Raw genomic sequence first — 21142 nt, 5'->3', positions numbered from 1 at the left:
TTATTTTAAAGTGTCTGTCAACATATCTAATAATCTGCGGTAATCGTTCAATCCCTGCTTCAGCTGTTCTGTAAAAATGAATTCATCAGCGGAATGTGATCGGGAAGAATCACCCGGGCCCATCTTGATGGTAGGAAAGCTCATTAATGCCTGATCCGAGAGAGTAGGGGAGCCAAACAGTTTGAAATTACACTTCCGTGCGGCGTTCACAAGCGGGTGATCCAGGGGAATAGATGAAGGGCGCAATCGCACCGACCTGGGCGTGACTTCCGCCTTCACGTTTGCCTGAATGATATCAAGTGTTTCCTCCAGCGTGTAAGCGTCGGTGGTACGTACATCCACGGTAAACCGGCAGCTGTCGGGCACAACATTGTGCTGGCTGCCTGCCTGGATCATGGTAACGTTCATATGCAGTGGACCAAGCATATCCGATACTTTGTCAAACGTGAAACCTTTAAACCATTCGATATCCGGAATGGCATGGTATATGGCATTTTCGCCTTCATTTCTTGCTGCATGCCCCGATATACCGCTACTCACACAATCAAGTACAAGAAGTCCTTTTTCAGCCACTGCCACTTCTCCTGAAGTTGGTTCACCTACTATTCCGAAATCAATTTTCGGCAGATGCTGAAGAAGCATCTCAATGCCATTGGGTCCTGAGATTTCCTCTTCAGCACTCGCGGCCAGAATGATATTGAATGGCAGGTCCTCAGCATCATAGTAATGGCAAAATGTAAAAATAAGACATACCAGCGCTCCTCCGGCATCATTACTGCCGAGACCGAATAACTTTCCATCCGCAAGAATTGGCTTAAAGGGATCATTCGTATAGCCTGAATTGGGCCGGACGGTGTCATGATGCGAATTAAGAAGCAGAGTGGGTTTCGCAGGTGAGAAGTGCTTATTTGCGGCAAAAATATTATTACGTACGGTGTTATAGGGAACATGCCGGTTATCAAAAAATGCCTTCAGGCATCTGAGTGTACCCGCTTCTTCCTTCGAGTACGAAGGAATCCGGATCAGATCACTCAGTAGTACGATGGCTGATTCAAGATCATTCATGCCTGATCAATTTTGTTCCGGTGGAATTATTCAATGCATGCCGGATTGTGACATCCACATCCTTATCAAACGCCTTGAATGCATTATCCAGTTTAGGAATCATCCCCTCGAAAATTTTACCTGCTGACTTCAATGACAAATACTCATTTTTGTCCAATTGTAATATAACTGATTTGTCGTTTTCAGCATCCCGTAACACACCCGGTTTTTCAAAGCACAGGTGTAAATGAACATTGAATTTTTCACTGAGGGCAATCGCTATGCCGGCAGCAAGGCTGTCGGCGTTCGTATTCAACAGGGATCCATGCATATCGTGCGTCAAGGCGCAAAAAACGGGTGTGATACCATTCTCAAGCAATCGGGATAATTGCCCGGTATTTACATCTTCTGTAACAAAATCGCCTACGAACCCATAATCCACCTGCGCATTTTCGCGTTTCCTGGCCTTAATCAGATTTAAATCTGCACCGGTTAATCCGAGCGCATTCACTTGAAGTGACTGTAATTGGGCCACAATGTTTTTGTTGATGAGTCCTGCGTAAACCATGGTAACGATCTCAAGGGTGGCGGCATCGGTTATTCGGCGCCCCTCGATCATTCTGGGTTCGACTCCCATCGTTCTGGAGAGTTCACTTGCTTTTTTCCCTCCACCATGGATCAACACCCGGGCCCCTTTTTCCTTACTGAAACTGTGCAGGAATTTCTGCAGTGAGACGGGATCATCGATGATATTTCCGCCAATTTTAATTACGGTAACATCGTTCATAGCTGATCAAGTATTGATTCCAGAACAGCTTGCGCAGCCCAGGTTCTGTTTCCAGCCTGCTGATAGATTATAGATTGATTATCCAGTACATCGTCTGATACCACCACGTTCCGGCGAACAGGCAGACAATGCATGAAGCGGGCATGATTGGTGACCTTCATTTTACTGCCATCGATAGTCCAGTCTTCCTGTACCGGAAGTATCTCTCCGTAATGATGATAGCTCGACCAGTTTTTCCCATAAATAATGTCGGCGTTCTCAAAGGCTTCCAGCTGATCATGAACAACAGGTACTCCCTGGATGAATTCATCAGCCAGTTCATATCCTTTAGGGCAGGCAAGTATGATCTCAGCATCAATTACCTTTACCCATTCAAGAAATGAATTTGAAACTGCCTGTGGCAGCGCCCGGGGATGCGGAGCCCACGACAGTACAACCTTGGGTTTTTGGATTCCAAGTTCGTTAATGGTTATCATGTCCGCCAGAGATTGAAGGGGGTGACGGATCGCAGACTCGAGGCTGATCACCGGAACTGTGGCATATTTCAGAACGGCCGATAATACCGCTTCGTCATAATCAGCCGAGCGGTCTTTGAGTCCGGGAAATGTACGTATACCTATGACATCCACATATTCACTGATCACACGGATTGCATCCTTGATATGTTCCTGGGCATCTCCTTTCATGACGGTGCCATCATTCATCTCCAGTTTCCAGCCCTCACTGTTCATATTCATAACCATTACCTGCATTCCAAGATTCATGGCTGCCTTCTGCGTGCTTAATCGTGTTCTGAGGCTCGGGTTCAGAAAAAGCAATCCCAGCACTTTTCGTTCTCCGACATTGGATGTGAAGGGATTTGCCTTTAATTCCAGTCCGCGCTTAATTAATGCTGCGGGATCTTTTACGTCACTCAGACGGGTGAATTGATTCATGCTTTTTATATTCATTGAGCACCGACTGCAATGCGGTGATTAATTTATCCAGTTCCTTTTTCCCTGCTGTAAGCGGCGGTAATAAACGGATGGTGTTGGGATTCACTGATGTTCCCGTGAGAATATGATGTTCACGGAATAGCTTTTCCCGCAGGGGACGGATTGCAAAGTCCATTTCCAAACCTATCATCAATCCTTTGCCGCGTACGGCCTTTACACCGGGTAAATTCAGCAGGGCGTCTATCCAGCGATTACCTTCATCACCGGCACGTTGAATGAGTTTTTCCGATTCAAGGACTTCAAGGACTGCCAGACCTGCTGCGCAGGCAAGATGATTTCCTCCGAAGGTCGTTCCCGACATCCCGTGCCAGGATTCAATTGAGGGGCTTATGAGTACACCTCCAATCGGAAATCCATTACCCATTCCTTTAGCTACTGTAATAATATCAGGCCGGATGTCGGCATACTGATGTGCAAAGAATTTTCCTGTTCGACCATATCCAGATTGTACCTCATCCAATATCAGCAATGCGCCATATTCCTGGGTCATTGCATGTAAATTTTTCAGGAAATTAGTTTCCGGAACGTATATACCTCCCAGTCCCTGAATTCCTTCAATGATAACAGCACAAACATCCTGTGTGCGAAATGCATTTTGCAATGCTTCGATATCATTCCAGGGGATGAAGATCACGTTATCAAAATCGTCCAGAGGTGAACGGTACTTTTCATTATCCGTTACTGAAAGGGTTCTTGAAGTTCTGCCATGAAAGGACCTCTCGAAGGCAATAATCGTCTTACCCGGATTTTGAAATGCGGCAATTTTGATGGCATTTTCATTCGCTTCGGCTCCTGAGTTGCAAAGAAAAAGCTGGTAGTTGTCGTAACCGCTTAGCTTCCCCAGCTTCGCTGCCAGATCAAGCTGAAGTGAGTTAATTACAGAGTTGGAATAGAATCCAATCTTCTTGAGCTGTTTCCTGATCCTTTTTACATAGTGCGGATGACAGTGACCAATGGAGATTACCGCATGTCCGCCGTACAGGTCGAGGTATTTTACGCCATTTTGATCATATACATAGCAATCCCGCCCTTTCACCAATTCAATTGGCAGTAGCGGATAAACATCAAACAGGTTCATTGTCTGGTTTTTTCATTTGGTTAATCCGTTCAAAGGAAGTAGCCAGTCCTTTTATAAGGGCTGAACTCAGACCATTGTGTTCCATCTCATTCAAACCGACGATCGTGCATCCCATCGGGGTAGTAACGCGATCAATCTCTTCTTCAGGATGTTTGCCGGTTCCGTTCAAAAGACTTGCAGCGCCAAGGCAGGTTTGCACCGCAATTTCCTTGGCATCATGTGCATCAAAACCCAGTTGTACACCGCCTTGCATTGTTGCCCTGATAAACCGCATCCAGAAGGCGATGCCACTTGCGCAAACCACGGTGGCGGCTTGCATCAGAGGTTCTTCTATCCACAGGGTTTTTCCAACACAGGCAAAGATATTTTCCACTTCTGTCTGAACCGATTCGGCCACACCGTTATGGGCCATACAGGTCATCGATTCACGGACTGATATAGCCGTATTGGGCATAGCCCGAATAATAGGAAACGGCCCGCCCGCGTACGATGATAATTGTTCTATTCCTACAGCAGTGATTACAGAAACAAGAATATGCCGATCGCTGTCGAGCACAGGGCGGAGTTCCTTGAGAAGATGCTCAATCTGATGCGGTTGTACACAAAGAAGGACAATATCCGCACCTGCTACAGCATATTTATTGTCAGAAGTAACTTCTACATTATCCGACTTCCAGGACTCAATGCTACGCGTGTTTCTCCGTGTAAGAAACAATTTTCTGTCGGCGAGAAATCCCGCCCGTTGTAAACCATCTGCAATCGCCAGACCGAGATTTCCAGCGCCGAGGATGGCAATATTCTTGAGTTTTTTCATTAGAAATAGGAAGCTTTAAGATTCAGCCCGGAGCTCTCATCAAGTCCGAACATTAAATTCATATTCTGTACTGCCTGACCGGAAGCTCCTTTGAGTAAATTATCTATCGCAGAAGTTACAAGTACCTGGCCTTTTTTAACAGTTACATTGATCATGCAATTATTTGTGTTTACCACCTGTTTCAGGTGTATTTCCCCGGAGGAAACATGCGTGAACGGAGCACCCTGATAGAAGTTATTATACAGATCAGTAATATCGGATTGGGTGCCGTCGTATTCGGTATAGGCAGTGATAAAGATCCCACGTGTAAAATTTCCGCGAACCGGCACAAAGAGGAGTTCCGGCAAATCGCCTTGTAATCCTTCCAGTGTTTCTCCTATCTCGTTAAGATGTTGATGGTCAAATACTTTATATAACGAAATATTGTTATTTCTCCAGCTGAAATGACTGGTCGGAGAAAGGGATTGTCCTGCCCCGGTTGATCCGGTGATTCCATTAATATGAATGGCTGATTTTACCAGGTTCTCACTGGCTAGTGGAAGTAGTGCAAGCTGTATGGCGGTGGCAAAGCAACCCGGATTGGCAATATAACTGGCCGCCGCTATTTCGGCTTTATTTATTTCCGGCAGTCCGTAAACGAAATCCCCGGCAGTTGCTTTTAATCTGAAGTCCTGACTGAGATCAATGACCTTGCCCGATACCTTATTGTTCTGCAGCCACTCCCTGCTTTTGCCGTGGCCCATACATAGAAATACCACGTCGGCATCCTGATCAATTTCTGCAGAAAAAATCATGTCACCGGTTATATCACCGTGTACTGTGGATACCCTTTTGCCCGCCTGACTTTCACTGACGGCGGATGTAATAATTGTATTTGGATGATATTGAAGCAGTCGTATCAGCTCTCCGCCGGTATATCCGGCGGCGCCAATGACAGCGGCTTTTATTGTTGAATCAGTCATTCGAAACGTCTTTGTTCACGGTGTGAAAAATCTTGGATGTATTGGCAAGGATCCGGGTAAATCCGCGAACATCTTCTCCGGACCACAATTTATTCATTTCTCCGTACGCACCGAAACTGGATGTCATTAAATCGTGTGGTGATTCAATTCCCTTGACATGAAAATGGTAGGGTCGCAGTTCGATGAAAACGTCTCCTGTAACTGTTTGCTGTGAGTCAGTCAGGAATGCCTCAATATTGCGCATGACAGGATCAAGGTACTGGGCCTCGTGTAGCATCATACCATACCAGTTGGCCAGTTGTTCTTTCCAGTATAACTGCCATTTGGTGAGTGTATGTTTTTCAAGGGCATGATGTCCCTTGATGATCAGCAACGGTGCAGCCGCTTCAAATCCTACCCGTCCCTTGATTCCGATGATGGTGTCACCCACATGTATATCCCGACCTATCGCATAAGGCCCTGCGATCCGGCTGATTTCCTTTATAGCTGAAACCGGATCCATCTTGCGGTCATTCACACCGCAGACTTCACCTTTTTTAAAAGATATCTTCAGGGTTGATATTTCAGTCTCTGTTAGCTGGGTTGGATAAGCCGATTCAGGTAAATCAGTGTTCGAAGTTAGGGTTTCAACACCACCCACACTGGTGCCCCAGAGCCCCTGGTTGATGGAGTAGCGTGATTTTTCCCAGGAAGACTCCACACCGTGTGATTTCAGGTAATCAATCTCCTCCTGGCGGGATAACTTCAGGTCCCGGATTGGAGTTAGAATTTTAACATCAGGGATCAAAACTTCAAAGATAAAATCAAACCGGACCTGATCGTTCCCTGCGCCAGTGCTACCATGTGCCACGTAGTCGGCGCCTTTTTCTTTTACATATTCAGCAACAGTCTCCGCCTGAATGGTTCGTTCCGCGCTTACCGAGAGCGGATAGCTGTGATTTTTCAGAATATTTCCGAATACCATGAAGCGAATTGCATCCTCGTAGAATTTTTGCTGAACGTCTACATTTCTATGCTCCTTTACGCCCAGGGAGTATGCACGCTTCTCGATTTCTTCCAGTTCTTCAGCCGAAAAACCACCAGTATTTACCAGGATGGAGTATATCTCCAGTCCTTTTTCATGAATCAGGTATTTTACGCAGTATGACGTATCCAGTCCGCCTGAAAACGCCAATACCACTTTTTCTTTACCATTTGAACTCATAATACGTAAGATTTGATTGTTGCTATTATTTTCTTCGTCGGTTTCCAGTTTTCTATGGACAGAAATCTCTTAAACCGCTGCCAGCGCTGCTCTTTTGTTACTTTTTCTGCCTGTGTCTTTGCCTTCTCAGGGTCGTACATCATGCCTGTACACAAGCAGTGTGAACGGTTTGTGCGGGTGAGAATATCAAAGTTCTTGCAACTCTGACATCCGTTCCAAAACGCCTCATCCGTTGTTAATTCCGAAAAGGTAACGGGTTTATATCCAAGTTCAGCATTGATTTTCATCACGGCCAGGCTGGTGGTAATACCAAAAATTCGAGCCTCGGGATATTTCTTGCGGCTTAGCTTGAAAATTTCCTCCTTGATCTTTTTACCCAGGCCCTGGCCCCGATAGTCGGGATGGACGATAAGACCTGAGTTGGCCACATACTTTTCATGGCTCCATGTCTCAATGTAGCAAAACCCTACGACCTGGTCGCCATCCATTGCGATTACAGCCTTGCCTTCCTCCATTTTTTTGGAGACATATTCAGGCGATCGCTTAGCAATTCCCGTTCCCCGCTGTTCAGCGGCAGTTTGCATGTATGTACAAATAGTTTCGGCGAAGTGAAGATGTTTTTCACTTGCAACCGTAATGACTAGATTCATTACAGAGTGTATTCAGTTAAATAGAAAGATTATAAAAGCTATTGCGCATGCAAAGGACGTACCTTCGCTAAAGTCGATTACCCCACAAGGGGCCTGAATGGCCTGATCCTTAATACAGACACCGCACTTTCCGGGCGGAAAGCACTTGAAATTGGGCTATATGACTGGTTAGACTTCATTATGACTGACAAAAGTATAAACTTAATTCAGAATACAATGAATTATTTGGGAATTTTAGTAAAAAGAGGGTTGGTTAAACGTGCTGCCTTCCAGAATCCTGCAATCAATACATTCCCTCAGATACTTCTCTTCGTCCTGTCCTGGTATGTAGATACAAGGATCATCAGGCACAGGATATGGGAAATCTCCCCGCCAGGCTGTCACACGGCTGATGGACTTATTGGTGGCTTCAAAATAACCTAAGACCTGTTCATCCGGGTCATTGATGTTGAAAATGTTTCCTTTTACCGCGGCAGGTGGAGTGTCGAAAATAGATCCGTTATTATTCAGCAGGATCCTGATCTTTCTCCAATAGTCGTAGGCCTGGGGCGTCATCGAGTGGGTTTCAAGCGTGATCACGTTTTTTGCGATAAAAGCGTAATCGATTTCATTCTGCGCGATAAACTGCCGTGGCACAGCTGTCCCCTGGAAACCATTTGAATTGAACAGGACAAGATTCTCCGGCTGAATACGTCGGTTTACAAAACATGCCGGGGGAATAGTGTTAAATATATCCGGAAAATTGGTCGGGTCGAAACGGAAGGTCTGGATGGGGGTGTAACGTACATAATACTGCTTCGATGGATCTTCAAGAAACGTTTCAGCACTAACCTGCATCACGTCTTTGGTGATTACCGCGTTGAAAGATCCGGTATTGACTTCAATGCGGGCAAAATTCACATATATATCTGACTGTGCCTGATGCAAGGGAATCTCTTCCGGGACCGACTCATAAAAATCACCTCCAGCTGTACGAATCCGTAAGACGTAGCTTCGGCCCGGTACAATTTGCATGGTGAACTCACTGTAATAATAAATTCCCTCATCGTTGGCGGAAAAAAATCTCCCCTCATTTCCCAGGTTATCATGCAGGGTTACTCGCGCGCCAGGTTCCGGTTGAAAACGGTTGGGCACCGCAGTGGTTCTTGAAAGCTGAACAAACATCCTGTCGGAACCGTCATCAATATGCCCATACACAACCAACTGCCGGCCTTCACGATCAATATCAAATTCAATGGGTTCAACACATCCGGCCAGGATGAAAACCACTATTAGATAAAAATATCGTTTAGCGTTTCCTGACATCCAGTTTCAAACTATAAGTGATTGATGGAAAAATGGATCCCAAAACAGATAATTTGTAGGCACGGGGAATTGGTGAATTATCATTCCGCTGATAAAATACAGAATATGCGTTACGTCTTCCCAGTAAATTGTACAGGCTTATCGTCAGGCGGTCATCCAGTTTCCGGATAATACTGCCCAATGTCATTGACACATCAATCCGGAAATAATTTGGAATCCTGTATTCATTTCGATCTGAGTAGTGAGGAACAACCAGGGGTCCCTGCAGATAGTCAGATGTAAGCGCCGTGATCGGTCTTCCGGTATTATAAACGATAGTCGACCCAAAACTACCTTTACGGGATTTACCCATTCGTATATCTGAAACAAATTTGAATGAATGAGGCTGATCGTAATATGCCGGGAACCAGTCTCCGGAATTGATGGTTTCCACATCACCCGGAAAGGATACTTCGCTTCTTGTGTAGACGTAGGAAACCCACCCGGTCCAGATCGGTGTGAGTCGTTTCACAAAGAATTCAAGTCCGTATGCCCGGCCCTGACCAATCAGTAATTCAGCCTCAATGTTCTCCTGAAGGATGAGTTCCGCGAAATCCTGATACTCGACTACTTTGTCCAGCTTCCGGTAAAAAGCCTCCACCGATGTAACCCAGCGATCGTTTTTAGAATTCTTATAAACACCGATGGAAAAATTATCGGATTGGGTGGGAGGGATGTATCGGGTACTTACCTGCCATTGATCAACAGGAGTTGGGGAAGTCGTATTAGAGATGAGGTGAATATATTGATACATCCGGTTGTACGCCAGTTTCAGGACAGTCTGATCACTCAATTCATAACGAAAAGCGATCCGTGGAGCGAGGTTATTGTAGGTGATGATCTTTTCTCCCGCATTATAAAAGAGCGTATCTGAAATGTTATCATCGCTCAAAACACCGTCGTATTCATATTCAGTGGATGGTCCGATCTGGCTGTATAAATTAAAGCGCAGTCCGGCATTGATATCAAAGCGTTCGCTGACTTTAAAAATATCCTGTACGTAAAAAGCCAGCTCACGCCCGCGATCCCGGCTGATGCCGTCAGGTGATATGAACGAGCCCTCATTTAGCGGATTTCGTATTTCATCACCCGGGTTATAATCAGTCATTTCGAGGCCAAAGTCCAGCTCATGAGCAGCTGTCGTATGCTTTCCGTTAACCCTGAGCTGAATTTTTTCCATCTGATTCCGAAGTTCAGATTCCAGGCCCGGTTGATAATCGAGCAGTGAGTTTGTGTATTGAAGATAGTTGGCATTTACGTCAAAACGCCACACAGCTGAGGGCTGGAAATCATACTTAAAGTTAAATCCGTAATTGCTCCAGTCATATCCGAAACTATTGGAATAGTCGAAAGAGTCTGCGCTCCCCAGGTAGGAGAACATGACATGATGCTTATCATTGAAGAAATGATCACCCCGTACGAAAATGTCATAAAAGTTTGCAGCGCTATTCTGAATATCAAGGTCATTCACCAAACCAAGAACCCAGTCGGAATATGTAACCCTCGCCGCGGCCAGGATACTCGTCTTTTTGGTAATGGGCCCTTGCAATGTCAACTTTCCTGAAACACTTCCGATCCCGGCTTCAGCACTCCAGACATCTGTTTGCCCCTGAAGACTGTTCACAGCAAGCACAGATGAAGCCCGCCCGCCATATTCAGCTGGTATATACCCTTTGTACAGGGTGAAGTCGCGCGTAGCATCCGGATGAAAGATGGAGAAAAACCCGAGTACATGTGATGTATTAAAGAGCTGCATGCCATCGATAGTGACCAGATTCTGATCGATGGCCCCTCCACGAACATTGAACCCCGAAGAACCTTCACCCACGGTACTTACCCCGGGAAGGAGGGTGATCGCCTTGATCACATCCACTTCGCCCAGAAAAGCGGGTATCGCCTCAATATTTTTTATGGTAAGCTTTGATGCTCCCGGGATTGTACTTTGAAGATTCTCCTTCGGATTATTGTCGCGTATGATCACTTCTTCAAGGCTGAGGGTGGTAGCTTCAAGTGTTATTCGCACGAATTCCGGACTTTGGAAATTGTGCTGATAGGTACGACTCAGAAATGAAATGTGTGTGATCGTCAGCAGATGTGTCCCCAGTGGCATCTGAACCCTAAATTTCCCATTCTGATCTGTTACCGCCAATAAATTGCCCGCCGGGTCAAGTATCGTCGCACCTTCTATAGGTTGACGCTGCTGATCCTCGATAATTCCGTCAAGGACAACTTTGCTTTGTCCGAAGCAGGAGAAAGTGAGTAGAGTAAGTAGTACAGTGACCCGAAGAATCACTGCTGAACCCTTTCGCTTTTCAATTGCCAGGATTCCAGCCGTGGATTCATCAGATGGAACCACAGACCGGGGACCAACGCCAGAATGATCATGGTTGAGTAACCGGCGGGCAGCTGCGGACTTTCATCATAATGATACAGGACCTGATATCGTTTTATAGCATTTGCATGATGATCTGAGTGCCGTTGCAGTTGAAAAAGGAAGAAATTACTGATTACGTGGGAAGCATTCCAGGAGTGTATTGGGGTAACCCGTTCATATTTACCGGGCGCGATCTCCTTTCTCTCGATCCCGTAATGCTCAATATAGTTGACCTGTTCGAGGAGTGTGAATGCGATAAAGCTCTGCACAAAGAAAAATACAGGCAGCTGCCATACAAAGTGATTTGCCCAGATACTGAATATTCCGGTAACCACAGCGATGAAGATCAGCGGCAGGATGCTGAACCAGATCATCTCGTTATGAATACTCAGGGCCGAAACACCTTTTCTTCTAAGTCGATTATTCTCAATCTTCCATGCATGGGCATACCCGTGAAATACGCTCCGAAACCAAAATGCGTAGAATGACTCATTTTTACGTGAAGTAGCGGGATCTTCGGGTGTTGCCACTGTAACATGATGACCCTTGTTATGCTCGATATAAAAATGCATGTAACAAACGGTCAGCAGCAAAATTTTACTGTACAGCCTTTCAAGAGCTGATTTTTTATGGCCTAGTTCATGGGCTACTGTAATCCCGATTCCGCCCGTTACTAATCCGGTTCCAAGTGTAAACCCAATCCACTCCTGTACGGAGGAAAGATGGCCAAAGGTGACCACGTAAAAGGCCCATGCAAGGAACAGCAACTGAAAATACGTCCAGAGATAGGTGACAAACCTGTAAAAGAACTGCTCTGAGATGATTGAAATGCGATCCTTTGGGATATTATAATCGGAAGTACCGATCATGTAGTCAAGAAAAGGAATGATCAGAAATACCAGGGCAAGCGAAAGCATGTTCCACCATCCTGCCAGGTAATAACCCACAATTACCGATGCAGGAATTATAAATGCCATAAAAAAGCCGATTTTCCGAATAGGATTCATTTCTTCCTGTTTACTCGCTTTAAGATAACCAAATATGGCAAATTATGGTTTTGTGGGGTTTGGGTTTTGCTGAAATTATTAATACGCCAATGATTTGTATATTGTGAAATGAAATTAAGTTTTCTACTGCTGATTTCTGTTCTTCTTAGCTGCGGTGAGCAAAAGCTTATTTCGGAGGAGATTCTGGAACGTTCTATCGGTTTTCATGATCCGGAAAACCAATGGCAATCACTCGAAACTATTTTGAACTTCAAAGAGGAAGGGGCTAACGGTCCCCGGCAGACTACCGTATGGATTGACAATAATACAGGCTATTTCAGAGTTCGACGCGGAAGTGTGGAGGATCACGGCATGGTTCAGGATTCTTGTTTCATTAATTCAGGGAACGTTGACTGTAACCGTGCAGAAAGATTGAGAAATTACTACCTCTATCTCTGGGGGCTGCCTATGAAGTTGAGAGATAGTGGAACGGTTTTAATTGATCGGGTGGATTCCATTAGATGGAATGGGTATGATGTTCTTACACTTCAGGTAGAATATGAGGAAGACAGGTGGACATATTATATTGACCAAACTGATTATCAGCTGCGGGGGTATTCTTTCCTGAAAAATGATGGTTCCGGTGAATGGATTGAGCTGGAGGGTATTGAAAAGGTCCAGGGCATGAGACTGCCCAAGAGCCGTGCATGGTATGTTTTCAGTGACAGCGCATATCTCGGCCGGGATTTGCTATTATCAGGAGAGTAGGGGACTCAGACAGGTTTAAACTGCTCAAAAGTTTCCTTACAATTCTCGCAATAGTGAATGGAGCGGCATGCGGTCGGTCCGAAAGGATTTTTCAATTGTGTGTTTTCACTACCACATACCGGGCAGGTCGCATGTTCCAGCACATCTATATCAACGATGAGATTGTGTTTTGGCGGAGGAGCCAATCCGAACTTTCGCAGTGCCTCTCTTCCCTGATCGGAAATCATATTTGAATTCCAGGAAGTTTCATAAGTTATTTTCACATCCACCTCCTGAAGGCCATGCTGGTGCAATACATCAATAACATCCTGTTTCATGTAGTCGATTGCCGGGCAGCCGACGAAGGTTGGGGTCATATGAACTGTAAGGTGTTCTTCCTGCCAGTCGAGACGGGTTATTACACCCAGGTCTACCAACGATATTACAGGTATCTCCGGATCTTTGACATCCTGAAGCCAGTCATAAATTTGATCGTCGCTTATCTTTCCCATACAGTAATAACAGATTTTAAGGATGTTTCGTTTACCAGTCGGCGGTAGGATCTGATCTGAATACTTCTGCCATTTCATCCAGGAGCGGTTGCAAATGGGGTGTATGTTTTCCAATTCTGCCGCCATAGGAGGGTGATAATGCGGTTAAATCAGGAACCTGCAGGACTGTCTCAGAGAGTACCTTCATTATTTCGATTTCCCATGCGGCCTGCAGTGCACGTTCTCCTTCAAATAAACCGGAAGAGATGATTTCATCCTCAAATGGTGAGGGCTCAAATATGCCAAGGGCATGGGGCAAAGCTTCATTTAATGAATTCTGTAAACGTTCTACACTTTCCGGTGTGGCATTGCCCAGTTGCCGGATCCACGTTCGGGCATGCATTGTATGATACCGGATCTCGCCTCTGATTTTTATTGAAAGATCAGCGAGTGGTTTGTAGGATGAACGTGTAAGCATATCAAAGCGAATAGCTTCGGCAGCGTCAAATAGGAAATGCCGTATCAGGCTGAAGTCGTATTCGCCATTGGGCAGTTCGGTGAGCGTACAGTTATGAAACTGATCGGCATTTCGCATGAAAGCCACTGTGTCGGGTTCACCTTCTCCGAGTTCATTGAGCATTTGATACAGGGCGTAACTTTGTCCAACTTTGTCCTGTGCCATTGAACTGAATGCGATATCTTCTTCAAGAAGAGGCCCAAAACCTGTCCATTCACTGTTTCTGTGGCCAATAATCAGCTGATCATCAGCCATTTTATATAACATCTCTTTCAGTGCCTCGGTATTCATTGGTCTGCCTGTTTACGTTCCTTGAAATCTTTCAATTTATCCCCTGCCTTATAAGCAATTGCATCCCTGAATTGTTTTTCCGGCAGGGTATTCCAGATAATTTTATCCTCTTCGTCATTGAACAGGATGTCTGATGTTTTAACGACCCAGACATTAAACACCGGCTTACCATCAATGAATTCTGGTTTGGCCAGTGATAGCGCACCCTGATAGCTATCTGCCTCCACCGAACCGATATGTTCGTGTTGTTTGCCACGCCGCATCAGGTGAAACACTTCATAGGACTCCGTATTGCCCGTTCCGGGAGTCTGGTCGGGAACAGATGAGTAAATATTCTGATCATCTTCGGTGAATCCGGTTGTATACACATTGCGTGTATCAACAACGAAAAGGCCTGTGCATGTTTGTCTTCTGGAAAACTGTTCCTTGGCAAACAGGAAAGCCATTTCTTCATTTGGCGCATGAACTGCCCCGGTATGAATGTACGGCTTGTTTTCGTGAAGCTGCGTGAATACCTCAAATGTGCCCAGCTGATCCAGTGGTGCTTTAGGTGCCAGTTCGCCATTTAGTTCGGGAAGTCTGTTTACCCTGGGGTCAAGTGATTTCATACTGCAAATATCCGCCTTTTGTAGCTCCTATGCAATCGTTTTCGGAGGATAAGCAACAGGAAACAATGTCTGCGGCAAAAGGAATAAATAAAAAAACCCGCAGGGTTTGCCTGCGGGTTTCTTCAATTATTTTTCCTGTTATACCAGGGGCTTTACATAATCTGTTTTCGGAGTTTTCAAAGCCTCGCGAACCCAGCGTCCACGCTCTTCGGCGGTTCTTCGCACAGCGAGTCGTTCGGCATTACACGGACCGTCACCATTGATAACCCTTTTGAACTCCTCCCAGTCCGGCTCGGTATAAACCCACCGGCCTGTTTCCTGGTCTTTACTTAATTTGGGGTCCGGAATTGTAAAACCAAGTTCCCATATTTTCGGCACATACATATCGAGGAACTGGTTTCTCATGTCATCATTGCTGGCCATTTTAACCTTCCATTTCATGAGAACTTCTGTATGGGCAGACATTTTATCGGGCGGGCCGAAAAAGTGCATCATGGGCGCCCACCAGCGATCGATTGCTTCCTGCATCATTTGCCGCTGTTTTTTTGTTCCTGTTGCCATGTGGATTACGCAGTGATGGCCATATTTTAAATGAAATGACTCCTCGGCGCAAATACGGTCGAGTGCCCTGCAGTACGGACCATAGCTTCCGCGGGCATTTGCCAGCTGATTCACGATCGCACCGGCATCAACAAGCCAGCTGATAAAGCACGCATCTGCCCAGGTATAAGCGGGGTAGTTGAAAATGTTTGAATATTTTGATTTACCGTTGATCAGGTCATCGATCATCGCTTCCCTGGGTTTGCCCAGTGTTTCAGCAGCAGCATAGAGAAGTTGAGCATGACCTACTTCGTCCTGAACTTTTGCCATGAGGGCAAGTTTCCTCCGGAAGCCGGGCGCACGGGTAATCCATGTTCCTTCAGGTAAAGCGCCAATAATTTCACTGTGTGCATGTTGTTCAATCATGCGGATCAACTGCTTTCGGTATAAATCCGGCATCCAGTCGGTTGGTTCAATTTTTTCACCCCGTTCAATACGGGCTTCAAAGGCTTCAAGTTTTACCGGATCTTCATTGGTAAGTTCTTTACTGTTTACCGGCTCAAAAGTATTTCCTCCTCCGTACATTAGGTATTTATTTGGTTATCGCAATAGTAACAAAAAAACTTGCTATTTCGTTTTCAATCCTTCAATTAACATGTCAGCCAGCTGATTTCCAAGTTTTTCCGGATCGATAATTCCTTCGGGATCATACCAGTGGGGCATCCAGTTAAGGGATGAGAACAGTGTCATTACAGCGAGTTTGGTGTCTACAGGATTAAACTCTCCAGCACGAATTCCTCTTTCAATGATCCGCTTGAACCGGTTAATGTAGTTAATCCGCAGCAATAGAAAATCCTTCAGATACTTATCGCTCAGGTGCCTGTGTTCATTCATGAAGACGGCTGATGCAGTGAGGTTTTCAGCCATTACGGCAATATGCCCTAAAATGCCCGCACGCAGCTGGCCGGCATAGCCGCTTTGATTCTTTTCAACCTGATCGAGCGAATCCATGAATTTTTCGGCCATTCCAAAACAAAGCGTGATCAGAATTTCTTCTTTCGATTTTATATGGGAATAAAGACTGGCTGCCTCGATGCCCAATTCTGTCGCCAGATCGCGCATTGAAGTGGCGGCATAGCCGCGAACCCTGAATAATTCAGCAGCGGCCTGAATGACCTGATCTTTTCTTGATTCCGAGAACGGCATGATACAAAAATAATTATTCGGCAGTGAACCGGAAGTAATTTATTAGTTTTGAATGGATAAAGATATGGGTTTTAAAAACATTCGTAATTTCCATGAAAAGGTGAACAACATTTTTCACCTGACCCTGGCATTGCCCCTTTTGCCGATGGGATATATTTTCCTGGAATCGAATCACGATGATTTTGAACCACCATTGGGTGAAAATCAACTTCTGGTGATTGCATCGATCATTTCAGCACTTTTAGTCACTGCATTTGCCTACACTCATTACCAGGGTAATCTGGAAAAAGTGAGGGAAGAAGATGGATTGGCAGCCCAATTCAGGGCATTATATAGTCAATACCAAAAATTATATCTTGGAAATCTGGCTGCGAGTCTCCTGCTTGTCGTAGGTTATTATCTTACAGGGTCAGATTATGTGATCGGCACTTACGTTCTGCATCTTTTTACCCTGTCACTCATCAGACCCTACTACGACCGGTATAGCCGGGATCTTAAATTATCTAAGGAAGATGCACTGGCAGTAAGAAAGATGACCCTGGCGTTTGAGGAGGATTTGTAAGTTGTGTAATTACCGATACGGCATCATCGGCATTTCGGATGAATTCAAAATAAAATGCAGCGGCAATCATAATCGCAAGCAGGATGCCGATTAAAATGATCAGTTGTTGTCTTTGTTGTTTGCTCACGAAATCCATAAGTTGAACGAACGATTTTGTCTACAGACCCGTAACATCTTGATTTGGTTGCATGCAAACCCTTAAAAAGTCCATATCGGTAATCATCCCTGCCCTCAACGAAGAGAACATGTTACCAGGTCTTTTAAAGTCTGTGTTGGCAAAACGGGTTCCTGTGGAAATTATTGTTGCCGATGGGGGAAGTACCGACCAAACGCGGAAGATTTGTGAATCCCACGGTGTGAAGTTTATTTCTACCTCACGTGGGAGGGCGAAACAAATGAATGAAGGGGCGGCAATGGCCACCGGAGATATTTTGTTCTTTGTGCACGCCGACAGTCGTTTGCCGGAGTGCTGGTATCAGGAGCTTCATGAAGCACTTTCATCGGGCGTCGTTGCGGGCACCTTTTCGCTGGAGTTTGATGAGCAATCTGTTTTGTTGAGAGCCTATGGTCAACTGAGCAAATTGAATCACTCGCTTTTTACTTATGGAGATCAGGGGCTTTTTCTACATCGCACTACATTCATTGAAACAGGTGGTTTTAAGGAAATCCCGATTATGGAAGATGTGGAAATCTACAGGCGGTTGAAAAAGATGGGGCCTGTAGTTAAAATGAAAAGCACCATCGTTACCTCTTCACGCAGATTCCGTAAAAACGGGATAATTTCCCAACAGCTGATGAATATTTTTCTGGTATTTGCATTCAGGGCAGGAGTCCCCGCGGCATGGCTTCAAAAATTTTATCCTTATAATTGATTTAAACTGCAGCCTTATATCTTTGCCACATGAAAACAGTGCTGATCATCACATATTATTGGCCACCCAGTGGTGGAAGTGGTGTGCAGCGCTGGATGAAATTTGCAAATTACCTGGAAGACGAAGGCTGGCACCCGGTAATTCTTACCCCCGAAAATCCACAATTTGTTGTTAAGGATGATTCACTTGAACAAGAAGTGAATGAAAATATTGAAGTGCTGCGCATACCTATTTGGGAACCATATCAGTTATTCGAAAAAGCCGGCGGCAACCCAAATGTATCCCAGGGAAATACTTCTGGGTCTGTGTCATCAATTGCAAAGTTCATAAGGGGTAATTTTTTTCTTCCGGACCCAAGGGTATTCTGGCGAAAACCGGCTGTCAGGTTCCTGAAGGATTACCTGAAAAGCAGGCGCGTTGATTTCATCGTTACGACCGGACCACCCCATAGCATACATTTGATCGGCCTCTCACTGAAAGGGAAATTCAATATTCCCTGGCTTGCTGATTTCCGCGATCCGTGGAGCGACTGGGATATGCTCGATGAATTTCATACCTCTGCGCTGGCGCGGTCTTATCATCGTAAAATGGAAAGGAAGGTTGCCGGAAAAGCGGATATTCTTCTCACCGTAAGCCCTTCCTGGGCAGAAACGCTTCATAAAAGGTACGATCGGCAGGTAGAAGTCATTACCAATGGATTTGATACGGCCGATTTCAGCAATGTTACAGACACCGGGCCCGACAACTTTTCGCTGGCACACTTTGGGCTAATCAATCAGTTTCGCCATGCACCGGCTTTCTGGGAGGCCCTGGAACAACTTCAATTATTGAATCCGGAGATTCATGACCTTTTAAAAATTGATTTATATGGAGTCATGGACCCGGAAATTCACACATTTATTGAATCCTGGGATAAGTCGGGAGAACAGGTGACTATTCATGGAAGCATAAGCCATAAAGAGGTGATTGAATCGTACCGGAAGTGCACGGTTGTTCTGATGTTTATGAATAAAAGTTCAAATGCGAAAGGCCACATCCCGGGGAAATTATTTGAATACCTTTCTGCCGGTAAACCCATTCTTGCAATCGGAGATCCTGAAGGTGATGCTGCAACGATAATTCGTGACACCGGGGCAGGAGTAGTGCTGAGGTGGGACGATACGGAGGGGATCTGTGGAATTCTTAATGAATGGTACCTGGAGTATAAAAAAACTGGCTCATTGCCTGGTCCGGACAGGAATGTGATTAACAGGTATTCCCGAAAGGAGCTCACCACCCGGCTTGCATCATTGATGAACAAACATGCAGGATAACGACGATTTCATACCATTTTTTGACCTCTCACGGCAGGGTGCTGAGCACATATCCGAGTGGATGAATGAAATTGAGCGCATCGTTCGTTCCGGTAAATTTCAATCGGGCCCGGAAGTACCCGGATTTGAGAAAGCTTTTGCAGAATGGCTTGGAGCAGCGGATGTTGTTGGGTGTGCGAGTGGTACCGATGCCCTGGAGGTCGCTCTTCGCGCTTGGCAGATTGGCCCCGGGGATGAAGTCATCGTTCCTGCCAATACATGGGTTTCCGATGCCGAGGCTGTGCTGTTCACCGGGGCTACGCCTGTTTTTGCCGATGTACTTGATGAAACCGGACAACTTGATCCAGCCGGCCTTGAGCCTCTGATCACGGAAAAGACAAGGGTGATCATTGCAGTTCATATGTACGGCTCCGTCTGTGACCTGGGATCCATCATGCAAATTGCCAGGCGGCATAACATCCTTGTATTGGAAGACTGTGCCCACGCCATCGGACTCAAAACCCAATGGGGAATGGCCGGAACACTTGCGGATGCAGCGGTATTCAGCTTTTATCCAACAAAAAATCTTGGTGCATTTGGCGATGCCGGTTGCATTGCTTCTGCGGATTCCCGGTTTATTGATCGGGTGCGCCTAATCCGTGATCATGGTCAGCCTGTCAAGGATACTCACCTGATTGTCGGTAAAACCAGTCGGATGGATGAAATTCAGGCGGCAATACTGTTTAAGAAGCTCCTTTACGTAGATCAATGGAATGCCCGGCGGCGTGATATCGCAATGTCATATGCAACAACCATAGAATCAATCCAGGGTATTCAAATGGGGTTTGACCTGAATCAAAACGCTGTGGTTCATTTGTTTATATTGAGAACCAGCGAGCGGGATGAATTCATACAATTCATGAAGAAGCGCGGGATTGGAACAGCTGTTCATTACCCGTTGCCTATTCCGATAACTCCTGCATTTCAATCGGGTAACTACAGGGGAGTATGGTCGGTGGCCGAGAGGAGGGCAAAAACTATTGTTTCGCTTCCGGTATTTCCTGAATTAACGGACGGGGAAATCGGTCGGATTAATGATGCCCTCGTTGCCTTTGGTCAGAAATGACTCAGGGCTTAAACCAGAAGGTGGTGTCGGTAAGTCCGGTAGTTGTATTCACCATTTTCCAGCCCTTCAGCAATTCAAAAACTTCAGCATAATATTCGCGTTCCGAATTATCCAGGACAAGAATGCCACCTGGCTTTAACCTGTCGATGGCATTTTTACAACATTGAACCCGATTGCGGCCGTCTACAAGTACAAAGTCAAATGAATTTTCCGGAAATTGGAGAATGTAATCGCTGTATTCGGTGTAATCAGGTTTGCCCGAATTCAATTTTGGGGGTATGAGTTCGTAATCCACATTTGAAAGACCTTTTATTTGATCCTCGACTTTCCTATACCACCCTGTATCATGCTCAACGCTTACCAGGTGGTTCAGTAGTTTAGCGAAGAAAAGCGTACTACCGCCACTGCCGTATTCAAAGCCCTTCATGTCACTGGATAGAATTTTTCTGAATATTGCGATGGAAGCAGGTGAAGTCCATGGAACTTTACCCATAAAGAAGCGCCAGGATCTGCTGTAAACCTTTAGGGCGGGGCGGACTATTCTGAAGACCAAATACGGCAGCTGTGCAGTCTTGTAATTTTTTTGTGTAAAGTAGCTTCTCCCGGCAATATCTTTGGTGATCGAATACTTATCCATAGTTTTGTTAAAATC

The 21142-nt window shown here is 45.5% G+C and carries 22 protein-coding genes; 5 read left to right on the top strand and 17 right to left on the bottom strand.

What is annotated here, in order from left to right:
• From LDX50_RS16205 to LDX50_RS16155, 11 genes are all read right to left on the bottom strand, one after another.
• Nucleotides 1–1065 carry a M20 family metallo-hydrolase gene (locus LDX50_RS16205; protein WP_225698351.1) on the bottom strand — a complete coding sequence of 355 codons (1065 nt, stop codon included), beginning with the start codon at nucleotides 1063–1065 and terminating at the stop codon, nucleotides 1–3.
• Nucleotides 1058–1831 carry an acetylglutamate kinase gene (gene argB, locus LDX50_RS16200; protein ID WP_225698350.1) on the bottom strand — a complete coding sequence of 258 codons (774 nt, stop codon included), beginning with the start codon at nucleotides 1829–1831 and terminating at the stop codon, nucleotides 1058–1060. Before argB ends, LDX50_RS16205 begins: the two co-directional genes overlap by 8 nt.
• Nucleotides 1828–2766 (bottom strand): N-acetylornithine carbamoyltransferase, encoded by a 939-nt coding sequence (locus LDX50_RS16195; RefSeq protein ID WP_225698349.1) that lies wholly within the window; start codon nucleotides 2764–2766, stop codon nucleotides 1828–1830. Before LDX50_RS16195 ends, argB begins: the two co-directional genes overlap by 4 nt.
• Nucleotides 2741–3904 (bottom strand): aspartate aminotransferase family protein, encoded by a 1164-nt coding sequence (locus LDX50_RS16190; RefSeq protein WP_225698348.1) that lies wholly within the window; start codon nucleotides 3902–3904, stop codon nucleotides 2741–2743. The genes LDX50_RS16195 and LDX50_RS16190 overlap by 26 nt, the downstream gene beginning before the upstream one ends.
• Nucleotides 3891–4718 (bottom strand): pyrroline-5-carboxylate reductase, encoded by an 828-nt coding sequence (gene proC, locus LDX50_RS16185; protein WP_225698347.1) that lies wholly within the window; start codon nucleotides 4716–4718, stop codon nucleotides 3891–3893. The genes LDX50_RS16190 and proC overlap by 14 nt, the downstream gene beginning before the upstream one ends.
• A complete protein-coding gene (gene argC, locus LDX50_RS16180) occupies nucleotides 4718–5680 on the bottom strand; it encodes an N-acetyl-gamma-glutamyl-phosphate reductase (protein WP_225698346.1) in 963 nt (320 codons plus the stop codon). Before argC ends, proC begins: the two co-directional genes overlap by 1 nt.
• Nucleotides 5673–6884, bottom strand: a complete 1212-nt coding sequence (locus LDX50_RS16175) for an argininosuccinate synthase (RefSeq protein ID WP_225698345.1) — start codon at nucleotides 6882–6884, stop codon at nucleotides 5673–5675. The genes argC and LDX50_RS16175 overlap by 8 nt, the downstream gene beginning before the upstream one ends.
• Nucleotides 6881–7534 (bottom strand): GNAT family N-acetyltransferase, encoded by a 654-nt coding sequence (locus LDX50_RS16170; RefSeq protein WP_225698344.1) that lies wholly within the window; start codon nucleotides 7532–7534, stop codon nucleotides 6881–6883. Before LDX50_RS16170 ends, LDX50_RS16175 begins: the two co-directional genes overlap by 4 nt.
• 234 nt (nucleotides 7535–7768) lie before the next feature.
• Complete coding sequence (locus LDX50_RS16165) at nucleotides 7769–8839, bottom strand: DUF4249 domain-containing protein (RefSeq protein WP_225698343.1); 1071 nt, start codon at nucleotides 8837–8839, stop codon at nucleotides 7769–7771.
• Entirely contained in the window at nucleotides 8823–11234 is a 2412-nt protein-coding gene (locus LDX50_RS16160) for a TonB-dependent receptor (RefSeq protein WP_225698342.1), read from the bottom strand. The genes LDX50_RS16165 and LDX50_RS16160 overlap by 17 nt, the downstream gene beginning before the upstream one ends.
• Entirely contained in the window at nucleotides 11168–12229 is a 1062-nt protein-coding gene (locus LDX50_RS16155; protein ID WP_225698341.1) for an alkane 1-monooxygenase, read from the bottom strand. Before LDX50_RS16155 ends, LDX50_RS16160 begins: the two co-directional genes overlap by 67 nt.
• A gap of 138 nt (nucleotides 12230–12367) precedes the next feature.
• Between LDX50_RS16155 and LDX50_RS16150 the strand changes: the two genes are divergently transcribed.
• Nucleotides 12368–13006 carry a DUF6503 family protein gene (locus tag LDX50_RS16150; RefSeq protein ID WP_225698340.1) on the top strand — a complete coding sequence of 213 codons (639 nt, stop codon included), beginning with the start codon at nucleotides 12368–12370 and terminating at the stop codon, nucleotides 13004–13006.
• Between the two features lie 5 nt (nucleotides 13007–13011).
• Here LDX50_RS16150 and paaD read toward each other — a convergent pair whose 3' ends face one another.
• From paaD to LDX50_RS16125, 5 genes are all read right to left on the bottom strand, one after another.
• A complete protein-coding gene (gene paaD, locus LDX50_RS16145; RefSeq protein WP_225698339.1) occupies nucleotides 13012–13497 on the bottom strand; it encodes a 1,2-phenylacetyl-CoA epoxidase subunit PaaD in 486 nt (161 codons plus the stop codon).
• A 31-nt stretch (nucleotides 13498–13528) separates the two neighbouring features.
• Nucleotides 13529–14284, bottom strand: coding sequence for a 1,2-phenylacetyl-CoA epoxidase subunit PaaC (gene paaC, locus LDX50_RS16140; protein WP_225698338.1), 756 nt, complete (start codon nucleotides 14282–14284; stop codon nucleotides 13529–13531).
• Nucleotides 14281–14892 (bottom strand): phenylacetic acid degradation b, encoded by a 612-nt coding sequence (locus tag LDX50_RS16135; protein WP_225698337.1) that lies wholly within the window; start codon nucleotides 14890–14892, stop codon nucleotides 14281–14283. Before LDX50_RS16135 ends, paaC begins: the two co-directional genes overlap by 4 nt.
• Nucleotides 14893–15030: 138 nt before the next feature.
• Nucleotides 15031–16017, bottom strand: coding sequence for a 1,2-phenylacetyl-CoA epoxidase subunit PaaA (gene paaA / locus LDX50_RS16130; protein ID WP_225698336.1), 987 nt, complete (start codon nucleotides 16015–16017; stop codon nucleotides 15031–15033).
• 42 nt (nucleotides 16018–16059) lie between these two features.
• Nucleotides 16060–16638, bottom strand: coding sequence for a TetR/AcrR family transcriptional regulator (locus LDX50_RS16125; protein WP_225698335.1), 579 nt, complete (start codon nucleotides 16636–16638; stop codon nucleotides 16060–16062).
• Nucleotides 16639–16690: 52 nt separating this feature from the next.
• Here LDX50_RS16125 and LDX50_RS16120 point away from each other — a divergent pair, with 52 nt between their 5' ends.
• From LDX50_RS16120 to LDX50_RS16105, 4 genes are all read left to right on the top strand, one after another.
• Nucleotides 16691–17200 carry a hypothetical protein gene (locus LDX50_RS16120; protein ID WP_225698334.1) on the top strand — a complete coding sequence of 170 codons (510 nt, stop codon included), beginning with the start codon at nucleotides 16691–16693 and terminating at the stop codon, nucleotides 17198–17200.
• A gap of 188 nt (nucleotides 17201–17388) precedes the next feature.
• The gene (locus LDX50_RS16115) at nucleotides 17389–18072 is read left to right on the top strand and encodes a TIGR04283 family arsenosugar biosynthesis glycosyltransferase (protein WP_225698333.1); all 684 of its coding nucleotides are present in this window, start codon (nucleotides 17389–17391) and stop codon (nucleotides 18070–18072) included.
• 29 nt (nucleotides 18073–18101) lie between these two features.
• Entirely contained in the window at nucleotides 18102–19385 is a 1284-nt protein-coding gene (locus LDX50_RS16110; protein ID WP_225698332.1) for a glycosyltransferase family 4 protein, read from the top strand.
• Nucleotides 19375–20490: a DegT/DnrJ/EryC1/StrS family aminotransferase gene (locus tag LDX50_RS16105; RefSeq protein WP_225698331.1), complete on the top strand. Its 1116-nt coding sequence runs from the start codon at nucleotides 19375–19377 to the stop codon at nucleotides 20488–20490. The genes LDX50_RS16110 and LDX50_RS16105 overlap by 11 nt, the downstream gene beginning before the upstream one ends.
• A 1-nt stretch (nucleotide 20491) precedes the next feature.
• On the opposite strand, the gene LDX50_RS16100 is transcribed toward LDX50_RS16105, so the two are convergent.
• Nucleotides 20492–21127: an O-methyltransferase gene (locus tag LDX50_RS16100; protein ID WP_225698330.1), complete on the bottom strand. Its 636-nt coding sequence runs from the start codon at nucleotides 21125–21127 to the stop codon at nucleotides 20492–20494.
• Nucleotides 21128–21142 lie beyond the last annotated feature (15 nt).

This window comes from Fulvivirga sedimenti (assembly GCF_020328055.1).
Note: the sequence above shows the minus strand (reverse complement) of the source record. Positions and strands in the feature narration are given on the sequence as shown.